The sequence below is a fragment of the Intrasporangium sp. genome, assembly GCF_035688975.1.
Taxonomy (GTDB): Bacteria; Actinomycetota; Actinomycetes; order Actinomycetales; family Dermatophilaceae; genus CALMNV01.
In genome coordinates this window covers 1-10,827 of the sequence record NZ_DASSMH010000088.1, presented here as the reverse complement: position 1 = coordinate 10,827, position 10,827 = coordinate 1, and the positions used below count along the sequence as shown (strand labels likewise).

The 10,827-nt window shown below is 71.5% G+C and carries 8 protein-coding genes and 1 pseudogene; 7 read left to right on the top strand and 2 right to left on the bottom strand.

The annotated features are described in order from the left end of the window. On the bottom strand, positions 1–332 hold a 332-nt coding region (locus VFJ94_RS09475; RefSeq protein ID WP_325003956.1), incomplete at its 3' end, for a hypothetical protein. A 183-nt stretch (positions 333–515) separates the two neighbouring features. Continuing rightward, a pseudogene (locus VFJ94_RS09470) lies at positions 516–1,145 on the bottom strand (ATPase, T2SS/T4P/T4SS family); the annotation flags it as partial. 386 nt (positions 1,146–1,531) lie between these two features. Here VFJ94_RS09470 and VFJ94_RS09465 point away from each other — a divergent pair. The 7 genes from VFJ94_RS09465 to VFJ94_RS09435 form a co-directional block, all read left to right on the top strand. Further along, positions 1,532–2,788, top strand: a complete 1,257-nt coding sequence (locus VFJ94_RS09465; protein WP_325003955.1) for an ABC transporter substrate-binding protein — start codon at positions 1,532–1,534, stop codon at positions 2,786–2,788. A 79-nt stretch (positions 2,789–2,867) separates the two neighbouring features. Next, positions 2,868–3,815 carry a sugar ABC transporter permease gene (locus VFJ94_RS09460; RefSeq protein ID WP_325003954.1) on the top strand — a complete coding sequence of 316 codons (948 nt, stop codon included), beginning with the start codon at positions 2,868–2,870 and terminating at the stop codon, positions 3,813–3,815. Between the two features lies 1 nt (position 3,816). Next, positions 3,817–4,698 carry a carbohydrate ABC transporter permease gene (locus VFJ94_RS09455; RefSeq protein WP_325003953.1) on the top strand — a complete coding sequence of 294 codons (882 nt, stop codon included), beginning with the start codon at positions 3,817–3,819 and terminating at the stop codon, positions 4,696–4,698. Positions 4,699–4,747: 49 nt separating this feature from the next. After that, positions 4,748–5,758, top strand: coding sequence for an SDR family oxidoreductase (locus VFJ94_RS09450; RefSeq protein WP_325003952.1), 1,011 nt, complete (start codon positions 4,748–4,750; stop codon positions 5,756–5,758). 32 nt (positions 5,759–5,790) lie between these two features. Then, positions 5,791–6,822 (top strand): aldo/keto reductase, encoded by a 1,032-nt coding sequence (locus VFJ94_RS09445; protein ID WP_325003951.1) that lies wholly within the window; start codon positions 5,791–5,793, stop codon positions 6,820–6,822. A 91-nt stretch (positions 6,823–6,913) separates the two neighbouring features. Then, on the top strand, positions 6,914–7,969 hold the full coding sequence (locus VFJ94_RS09440) for a LacI family DNA-binding transcriptional regulator (protein WP_325003950.1): 1,056 nt from the start codon (positions 6,914–6,916) through the stop codon (positions 7,967–7,969). Between the two features lie 139 nt (positions 7,970–8,108). Continuing rightward, on the top strand, positions 8,109–10,827 hold a 2,719-nt coding region (locus VFJ94_RS09435; protein ID WP_325003949.1), incomplete at its 3' end, for an FtsK/SpoIIIE domain-containing protein.

The window sequence follows — 10,827 nt, the reverse complement described above, 5'->3', positions numbered from 1 at the left end:
CCTTCCAGCACCCGCCGGGCCATCAGAACCGACGAGTTGTAGGCCTTGGCCCCAAGCGTGGTGCGCGCCTCTTCGAAGTCATCGCGAAGGGCCTTCGGGATCTCCGTGCCTAGCCGCCTGGCCATCGGAGGGTAGATCTGAGCCGGCGCATCCCAGTCGTCGTAGTACTGCTCTTGGATGAGCAACAGCGCCTGACTGCAGGCGGGGCAGTGGCCCGCAGTCCACCTAAGCGGAAAGTCCCAGTCATCCTGGAAGAGCGCCCACTGGCCCTTGACGACAAGAGCCACAGGCCGGTCACACCTAGGGCAGACGGCCGCCATGGGCTCGAACATCTGACCAACCTTGCCACTCGTTGCCATGCCCCACCCCTGTCTGTCTTGGACGATTATGTCGCACTTGGCTAGCCGCCGGGGCCGCTCGTCACGCACGCCAAGAACCTTGCTACTTGCCGCCGTGGAGCCGCCGGTGGGCTGCTGGTTACATGACGGGACACGCGGGCCTGTTAGTACTGGTTACCTACCCGGTTGCGTGCCGCCGGCCACCAGGATGTTGAGGCCGCTCGCCACGGCGGCGCCGAGGAAGGCCGCCGCCTGCCGGGTCAGCGTGCCGAGCCGCACGAGGTCGTCCAGGTGGTCGGCACGGACGACGAACTTGCGGATGTTGACCTGCCAGTGCTCCCGGGCGATGTCCGGGATCACGACGTGCAGGCGCGAGCCGTCGGGCAGCGTCGCGTCGACGAAGGGCGAGGACAGGTCGACCCGGCGCCCGCTGGTCTTGAGCATGCGCTCCACGAGGTCGCGCACGTCGTCCGCGGTGAGGATCGTCGTCGTCAGCTCGGCGACTCCGCCCCGGGCCACGAAGACCTTCGCTGGCTCGTTGATCCAGATCTCCTCGATCGAGGGGTCCTCGAAGTACTGCTGCAACGGGCCGTATCCGGCCACCACGGACAGGATGGAGGTGACCGCGCCTGCCGGGTCACCCAGGACGGGCAGGCCGCCGTGCAGCGATCGCTGGTCGTAGTCCTGCACGGCGTCGTGCACGAGCCGCCGCACTTCCACCCGGTCTCGCGACGGGTCGAGGCCTGACCGCCGGATCAGCTCGCGCACCTCGCCCTCGACGTGCCGGACTGCCTCGTGTGTCGTCACGCCGCACCCCCTGACTCCGGCCTACGTGGGCGTCCCCTCGACCACTTCTCAGGCGCTGCGTCGACAGTACTGGCCGGGAGCGCCCCCGCACCGAAAACCTCACCAACCTGTGGACAAGTGCGGCGCTTCTCGCCCGGGTTGTGGACGAGCCCCGCGACCCAGTGCCGCGTGCAGGCGCGACCAGCCGGGCGTCGCCGCCGACCGAATGTAACCGATTACTTGACACGGGTCCGCGCGACCGCCAGACTTCCCTCACGGACCTGCACGGGGCTCCCCGAGACAGCCTCATGTGTGGCGAGTCCGATCAATCCTTCTGCGGCGCAAGCTGTTTCGCCGCGCCACCTCCATGCATCGACATCGTCGTCATGCCCAGCACAGGAGTCGCCATGCCCAGGAAGAAACTCATCGCCCTTGCCGCAGCCCTGATCCTCGGCGGCGGCTCGCTCGCTGCCTGCGGGAGCAGCGCCCCCACGACCGCCGGCAGCGCCGACGACAGCCGGGGCCCGATCACCTTCGCGTCCGGCAAGGACTTCACGAAGGAGATGCAGACGCTCCTCGACAAGTGGAACACCGCGCACCCGCAGGAGAAGGTGACGATGCTCGAGCTCGCCGCGTCGCCGGACGAGCAGCGCACCTCCTTCGTGCAGAACTTCCAGGCCAAGAGCAGCGCCTACGACGTCCTGTGGTCCGACGTGGTGTGGACGTCTGAGTTCGCAGCCCGCGGCTGGATCGAGGAGCTCGACCCCAAGGTCTACGGCGGCCCGGAGATCATGCCGGCGGCGGTCAAGACGGCCATGTACAACGGCAAGATGTACGGCGCTCCGTTCATCACGAACGGCGGCCTGCTCTTCTACCGGTCCGACCTCGTCAAGACGCCTCCGAAGACGTGGGCGGAGCTCTTCGACTCGTGCAGGAAGGTCAAGCCGGCCGGGATGGACTGCTACGCCGGCCAGTTCTCGCAGTACGAGGGCCTGACGGTCAACGCAGCCGAGGCGATCAACGCCGCGGGCGGGAAGTTCCTCGGTGACGACGGCAAGACCGTCGCCGTGGACTCGCCGGAGGCCCGCGCCGGGCTCCAGGTCCTCGTCACGGCCTTCAAGGACGGTCTCATCAACAAGGAGGCCATCACCTACAAGGAGGAGGAGAGCCGACGCGCCTTCGTCGAGGGCCGGCTCATGTACCTGCGCAACTGGCCCTACGTCTACACCTCCGCCAACGAGGCCGGCTCCGCGGTCAAGGGCAAGTTCGGCATCACGACGCTGCCCGGGGCCACTGGCCCGGGAAGGTCGTCCCTGGGCGGGATCGACCTCGTGGTGTCGAAGTTCTCCAAGCACAAGCAGACCGCCAAGGACTGGATCGCCTTCATGCAGTCCGAGGCGAGCCAGCGGTCGGTCGTCAAGGACATGAACCAGGCCTCCGTGCGCTCCGCCCTCTACGACGACCCGGAGCTGGTCAAGGCCTCCCCCTACCTGCCGACGCTCAAGGACTCGATCCTGGGCGCCCAGCCGCGGCCGGCGACGCCGAACTACAACGCGGTGAGCCTTGCCATCCAGAAGAACGCCTACGCCGCCCTCCAGGGGCAGGCCAGCGTCGACCAGGCCGTCAGCGCCATGGCCGACGAGCTGCGCCGCGCCGTCGGCTGACCCGCAACCACAACGCACCACCCGCCAGCGCAGCACACCCGAGACGCAACACACCCGAGACGCAACGGAGGCGAGTCGCTTGTCCGCGCAGTCGTCGCACCGCACCGCCACTCGCGACCGGCTCCTCCCGTCCCGGCGCCGCCGCCGCACCACGGCCCCACGGCGCCGGGACGGGCGCCTCGCCTTCTGGCTGGTGATCCCGTCGCTCGCGGTCCTCACCGCGGTCATCGGCTACCCCATCGTGCAGGGCGTCGGCCGGTCCCTCTTCGACGACTCCGTGAGCGAGTCGCTCCGCTTCGTGGGGGGCGACAACTACGCCCAGGCGCTGTGGGGTGCGAACCGGGCCGAGTTCTGGGCCGCGTTCCGCGTCACGTGGTTCTTCACCATCACGACCGTCGTGCTAGAGACTCTCATCGGCCTGGCGATGGCGCTGTTCATGAACCAGGCCTTCCGCGGCCGCGGCCTCATGCGCGCGAGCGTCCTGGTGCCCTGGGCCATCCCGACCGCGGTCGCCGCAGTCCTGTGGCGCTGGGCGTTCGACCCCCGCGGCATCATCAACGCCCTGTTCGGGACGTCGATCACGTGGACGGGCAGCGAGTGGCCCTCCAAGGTCGCCATCGTCTTTGCGGACACGTGGAAGACGGCGCCCTTCGTCGCGCTCCTCATCCTGGCCGGGCTGCAGATCATCCCCGGCGAGGTCTTCGAGGCCGCCGCCATGGATGGCGCAGGCCCGGTCAAGAGGTTCCTGCACATCACCCTGCCGCTCGTGCGGCCCTCGTTGCTCGTTGCGGTGCTCTTCCGCATGCTCGACGCGCTGCGCATGTACGACCTGCCGGCCATCTTCACCAACGGGGCCAACGACACGACGACCCTGTCCATCCTCGTGGTGCGGGCCAGCCTGGGAAACCTGCAGGCCGGCTACGGTGGGGCGCTCTCGACCCTGACCTTCCTCATCATCTTCGCCGCGGCGTTCCTCTTCGTGAAGCTGCTCGGCGCGAACGTCGTCAACCGGGACACGGAGGTCTGACATGACGGATCGTCCCGCTCCCCGGCCCCCACAGTCGGCGGCCGGGCTGCAAGCCCGCCGGGCGAGCCTGCAGCCGGCCCTGTTCTGGCTGGGCATCTCGCTCGTCACGGTGTTCTGCCTGGCACCGTTCGCCTGGATGGCTGTCTCGAGCCTGAAGGACCCGGCGCACATCTTCGACAACAAGCTCGTGCCCGGCAGCCCGACGCTGGTCAACTACCGCGCGGTCTTCGGCGACGAGAACAGCTTCGGCCTCGCCCTGCGCAACAGCGTCATCGTGGCGAGCACGGTCACCGGCTTGTCCCTGCTCGTCGGCGTCATGGCGTCCTACGCGCTGGCCCGCCTCCGCTTCCGCCTCAAGAACGTCGTGCTCGGCCTGTTTCTCGCCACGTCGATGTTTCCGGGCGTCGCCATCCTCAGCCCCTTGTTCCAGAGGTTCGCCGACCTCGGCTGGATCAACACCTACCAGGCGATGGTCATCCCGGACATCAGCTTCACGCTGCCGCTCGGCGTGTGGATCCTCACCGGCTTCTTCGTCGCCATGCCGTGGGAGCTCGAGGAGGCCGCCCGGATCGACGGCTGCACGCCGGTGCAGGCCTTCCGCAAGGTCCTCCTGCCGCTCGCCGTCCCGGGCGTCTTCACGACGGCGATCCTCGTGTTCATCGCCGCCTGGAACGAGTTCATGATCGCCAACTCGATGACGCAGACCCCACAGGCCCAGCCGGTGACGGTCGCCGTCGCCAAGTTCACCGGCAGCTCCCAGTTCGACCAGCCCTTCGGCACGCAGATGGCCGCCGGTGTCATCGTGACCGTGCCGCTCGTCATCCTCGTGCTCCTCTTCCAGCGCCGGATCATCAGTGGACTGACCTCCGGGGGCCTCAAGTGACCGGTGACGTATCGGTGCTGCCCTCCCGCCTCGACCTGAACGGAGCCCCATGACCTCGCTACGCGTCCTGTTTCTCGGTGGGACCGGCATCATCAGCACCGCCTGCGTGGCCAGGGCGGTGGCCGACGGGCTCGACGTGACACTGCTCAACCGCGGGCGCACCGCCGCCACCGGCCGGGCACCGGCGCCGGAGCAGGCGCAGGTGCTGTATGCCGACGTGCGTGACCCCGCGTCGGTGCAGGCCGCCCTCGGCGATCGCACCTTCGACGTCGTGGTGAGCTTCCTCGGCTTCACCCCCCAGCACGTGCAGGCCGACATCGACCGGTTCAGCGGGCGCGTCGGGCAGTACGTCTTCATCAGCTCCGCCTCGGCCTACCAGACTCCACCCACGCACCTGCCGGTGACCGAGTCCACGCCGCTGCGCAACCCGCACTGGCAGTACTCCCGCGACAAGATCGCCTGCGAGGACCTGCTCGTGCGGGCCTACCGCGACACCGGGTTCCCGGTCACCATCGTGCGGCCCTCGCACACCTACGACCCCACCATGGCGCCCTTCGACGGCGGGTGGACCGTCGTCGAGCGGATGCGCCAGGGCCGCGAGGTCCTCGTCCCCGGCGACGGCACGTCGCTGTGGACCCTGACCCACCACGAGGACTTCGCCCCCGCCCTGGTCGGACTGCTCGGCCGGCAGGCCGCCATCGGCGAGGCCTTCCACATCACCTCCGACGAGGCACTGACCTGGAACCAGATCTACACCACCATGGCGCACGCCGCCGGCGCCGAGCCGCGACTGGTCCACGTGCCCTCCGACGCCGTCGCCGCCGCCGACCCCGACCTCGGCGCCTCCCTCCTCGGCGACAAGGCCAACTCGATGGTCTTCGACAACACCAAGATCCGCTCCCTCGTGCCCGGCTGGCACGCGCGTATCCCCTTCTCCCACGGCGCGCGCCAGATCATCGCCTGGCACGACGCGGACCCGGCCCGCCGCACCGTCGACCAGCGCCTCGACGCCCTCTTCGACGACCTCATCGACCGCTACCGCGCCACCGCGCGGCGCTGACCCCTTCGACCCCCGACCAGGAGCCACCCCCCATGGAGTACCGACTTCTCGGACGCAGCGGCTGCGCCGTCTCGGCATACGCCCTCGGCACGATGACCTTCGGCAGCGAGACCGACGAGGCGACCTCCTTCGCGCAGCTCGACGCGTTCGTCGAGCGCGGAGGCACCCTGCTCGACTGCGCGGACGTCTACGGCGCTGGTGCCGCCGAGACCATCGTCGGGCGCTGGCTCGCGCGGCGCCCCGCCGACGTCGTCGACCGCATGGTCATCGTCACCAAGGGCCGCTTCCCCGCCACGCCGGTGCTCGGCGCGGAGGGCTCCAGCAGACGCCACCTCCGGCGGGCCCTCGATGCCTCGCTGCGACGGCTGGGCCGCGACCACGTCGACATGTTCATGGTGCACTCCTGGGACCCGCTGACTCCTCTCGAGGAGACGCTGGCGTTCCTCGACGATGCCGTCCGCTCGGGTCTCGTGGTCTACCCCGGCCTGTCGAACTACCTTGGCTGGCAGGTGCAGAAGGCCGTGGACGTCGCCCGGGCGCGCGGGCTGGCCGCGCCGGTCGCCCTGCAGCCGAGCTACAGCCTGCTCGTGCGCGAGGCCGAGTGGGAGATCCTCCCCGCGGCCGCGGACAGCGGCCTGGGCCTGCTGTGCTGGTCGCCCCTCGGAGGCGGGTGGCTCACCGGCAAGTACCGCCGCGACGAGCGGCCCGTCGGCGCGACGCGGCTCGGCGAGGACCCCAGCCGGGGCCTCGAAGCCTACGACCGCCGCGCCGCCGACCCGCAGACCTGGGACGTGCTCGACGTCGTGGACAAGGTGGCGACCGACCGTGGCGCGACCCCGGCCCAGGTCTCGCTCGCCTGGGTGGCCCAACGCCCTGGCGTGAGCAGCGTCCTCCTCGGGGCCCGCACCCTCGAGCAGCTGCTGGAGAACCTCGCCGCCGCGACCATGATCCTCAGCGACGACGAGATGGAGCGGCTGACCGCCGTGTCCGCGCCCCGAGCCGCGCCGTGGCCCTATGGCGAGGACGGCGCCGAGCAGCGCATGCGCCGGCTGCCCGGCCGGTGAACCGTGCGGGCGCACCCCAGGGCGTGGGCGGCATACGATCTCTGGTGACACCGCCGCCCCATCCCTTCGGAGAGCTGAGGACCGACCGCGCATGGGCGTGACCGTCAAGGACGTCGCGAGGGCCGCGGGCGTCTCCACCGCCACGGTGTCCCGGGCGTTGCGCGGGTTCGCCACGGTGGACCCGGAGACCCGCGCCCACATCCTGCGCACCGCCGAGCGCCTCGACTACGTCGGGTCCCCCGCCGCCGCGGCCCTGTCCACCGGACGCACCAGGAGCATCGGCATCATCACGCCGTACATCTCCCGGTGGTCCTTCGCCCGGATGCTGAGCGGCATCGAGCGCGAGCTGCGTGCCAACGAGCTCGACGTCGTCCTCTACTGCCTGGGCGACCCGAGCGACCCGCATCCCGCGCCCCCGCTGCACCGGCTGCGTCGGCGGGTGGACGGCTTCATCGTCATGTCCGTCGCCGCCGAGAGCCCTGACCTCGAGGAGCTCTTCAAGGTCGAGGTCCCCGTCAGTCTCATCGGCACCTCCGCGCCCGGAGTCGCCAGCGTGCTCATCGACGACACGGCGGGGGCGCGCACCGCGACAGAGCACCTGCTGTCCCTGGGGCACCGGCGCATCGGCCTCATCTACGGCCGCGAGAACCGGGATCCGCTGGTCCTCGAGCGGCCGCGCTACCTCGGCTTCGTGGCGGCCCTCGAGGAGGCCGGCATCGCGCCCGACCCGGCTCTGGAGCAGGCGGGGCATTTCACCGTCGAGGGAGGCGAGGAGGCCATGCGTCGGCTGCTCGACGCGGACGAACCGCCCACCGCCGTCTTCGCGATGTCTGACGAGATGGCCTTCGGCGCCCTGCGGGCCCTGCGCGACCTGGGACGCGAGCCCGGTCTCGACGTGGCGCTGGTCGGCTTCGACGGTCACGAGATGGCTGACGTGTTCGGCCTGTCGACCGTCAGCCAACCCCTGGAGTCCCTGGGGTCGCAGGGCGCGCGCAACCTCGTCGCCGAACTGGCCCAGCCGGGGCGTCCCCGCGAGGTCACCGTGCTCCCGACAGAGCTCATCGTGCGGTCCTCGTCTGTCGGGCCCGACGGCGCCACCCCGCGCGCGGCACGTCGTCGCCACGGGCCCCAGGACGCCGGGCGCTGAGCCCGGCCCCGGGGTAGGGGCCAACCCTGGGGACAACTCCGAAGGAGCGCGGGGCTCGTCCACAGCGGCGCGACGAGATGCCGCACGTGCCCGCCGGGTGGGGTTGCATCGGATCGACATCCGAGGGCAAGGAGGCCACATGCACGTCCGCGTGAGCGTCTTCGACCCGTCATGGGGTGCGGTCGAGCCGATCGACCTCGAGCTCGACGCCCCGACGGGCACGCCCTGGAGCCTGGTTGCACCGAGGGTCTCCAAGGTCCTCGCGGCTCAGGGCAGGTGCGTGCCGGTCGACGCCACCTTTCGCGCCGGGCGCCGCCTGGCGCCGGAGGACCGGCTCGGGCTCGACCCGCTCGTCCACGGGGCCCTCCTCGTCGTCGACGGCGGCTCGGTCTCGGGAGCGGGCGCCCCAGCCGGGCGGGGCCTGCTCGAGCTGCACGTTGTGGGCGGTCATGGTGCGGGCAGGGTCGTCTGCCTCGGGCGGGGGACCCACCTCCTCGGACGGGCAGCCAGTTGTGCCGTGCGCCTCGACGACCCCGGGGCCTCGCGGGCGCACGCGGCACTGACCGTGGGCGAGAGCGGCATACACCTGCGTGACCTCAATCCGACGAACCGCTCCACGGTGGGCGCCTCACCGCTGCCCCGAGAGGGCGCGGTGCTCGCCCCCGGTGACCGGGTGCGGGTCGCCTCGACGACGGTGGCGCTGCGCCGTATGCCGGATCCCTCGCCCCGCCGTCCGGCCCGCGACGGGCGGGTGCCCATCCACCGACCACCCCGCATCGGAGCACGCCGGGCGCCCGTGCAGATCGTCTTTCCCGACCCCGCGCCCGGTCCCCGGGCGCCCCAGCTGCCACTTGTCGCCCTGCTCGCCCCGCTCGTCGTGTCCGGACTCCTGGCGCTCGGCCTGCACGCGGTGACGATGCTGCTCTTCGGGCTGCTGTCACCACTTCTGCTCCTCGGACAGTGGGCCGGGGACCGGCGCCAGGGCCGTCGTGCTCATCGCCGGCAGTCGGAGCAGCACGCGCGGCGCACCGCCGAGGCGCGGGCGCGGCTGGACGTCGCGCTGGCTGCGGAGGCGGCCGAGCGGGACCGCGACCACCCCGACCTGGCCACCATGGCCGTCGTGGCACGGCAACGGGCCCCGTCCCTCTGGTGCCGGCACCCGGGCGACGACAACCACCTCGTCGTCAGGCTGGGCACGGCCACCCAGCCGGCCGTCCTCACCGTCTCGGGTGGGGGTGTCGCCGCGCCGTCCGTCGACCATGCTCCCGCCGTCGTCAGCCTGCGCGACGTCGGGGTGCTCGGCCTCACCGGCCCCCGCGGCGTGGCGCTGTCCCTGGCCGGCGCGGTCGTCGCGCAGCTGGCGACGTGGCAGTCGCCGCGGGAGGTCCGCATCGCGGTTCTCGCCGACTCGCCCGACGCGGAACGCGACTGGTGCTGGGCGGCCTGGCTGCCCCACTGGCTGCCGCTTGCTTCCGCGCCGACCATGCCGAGCCCCGGCTCGCCAGGCCGCGCCGACACGGTGGGCCACCCCAAGGACGGGCCGGACGAGCTGGCCACCTGGGTGGAGGGGCGTCGCGCCGGACGGGCGATGTCCGGGGCGCCCGAGCCCGAGCTCGTCGTCGTCCTCGACGGCGCCCAGACCCTGCGCGGGCACGCGGGGGTGGCCGGGCTGCTCCAGCACGGGCCTGCCATGGGTGTGCACATCGTCTGCATCGCCACACACCACGACGAGCTGCCGCCGGAAACGAGCGCATGCCTCACGCTCGGCAGTGACGGGTCATCGGCCGCCCTCATGGGTCCCACCTCGACGCTGGACGGCATCATCCCGGACCTGCCGACCGCGGGGTGGTTGGAGGCGCACGCCCGCTCCCTGGCCCCGCTCGAGGACGCCGCTCCTCGTCACCAGGAGGGCACGGTCCCCGCGCACGTCGGATTCCGCGCACTGCACCGTGCCGACCGGGTCGCGCCCTGCGACCCGGTCGACGCCTCCTCCGTCGCGGCCCGCTGGTCCGCACACGCGGGCGCCGCCCGAGCGGTGCTCGGAACGGCCGCCACCGGGCCGTATGCCCTCGACCTCGCCACCGACGGCCCGCACCTCCTTGTCGGGGGCACGACAGGCTCGGGCAAGTCGGAGCTGCTGCGGACCCTCGTCACGAGCCTTGCGGTGTCCACGCCCCCGGACGCGCTGTCGTTCGTCCTCGTGGACTACAAGGGTGGAGCAGCGTTCCGGGACTGCGCGCGGCTCCCGCACACCGTCGGCCTCGTGACGGACCTCGACGAGCACCTGACTCGCCGTGCGCTCTCGTCCCTCGACGCCGAGCTCCGTCGCCGGGAACGGCTGTTTGCGTCGGTGGGGGCCGCCGACCTGGCCGGGTACGACCGCCTGCGGCGTGCCGACAGCCTCCGGATCCCGCGCATGGTCCTCGTGGTTGACGAGTTCAAGCTGCTCGCCGACGACCTGCCCGGCTTCGTCGCCGGCCTCGTGCGGATCGCCGCGGTCGGTCGGTCGCTCGGCGTTCACCTCGTCCTCGCCACGCAGCGCCCCGCCGGCATCATCACCGGTGACATGCGTGCCAACGTGCAGCTGCGCATCGCCTTGCGGATGCGCGACCGTGGCGACAGCCTCGATGTCGTCGACGGTCCCGAGGCGGCCGCGCTGAGCGAGCGGTTCCCGGGACGCGCGCTGGTGCGAGGAGCCGGTGACCGGCTCGTGGAGCTCCAGACGGCGCAGATCAGTGCCCGGTTCGAGGACGCCCCCGACTCCGGTGCCGACGTGGCGGTGCGGCTGGCGGCAGGGGGCGACTCGAGAACGCCCTCGGCTGCTGCACCGCTGGGGGGCCGCGGCGCCGATGACGGAG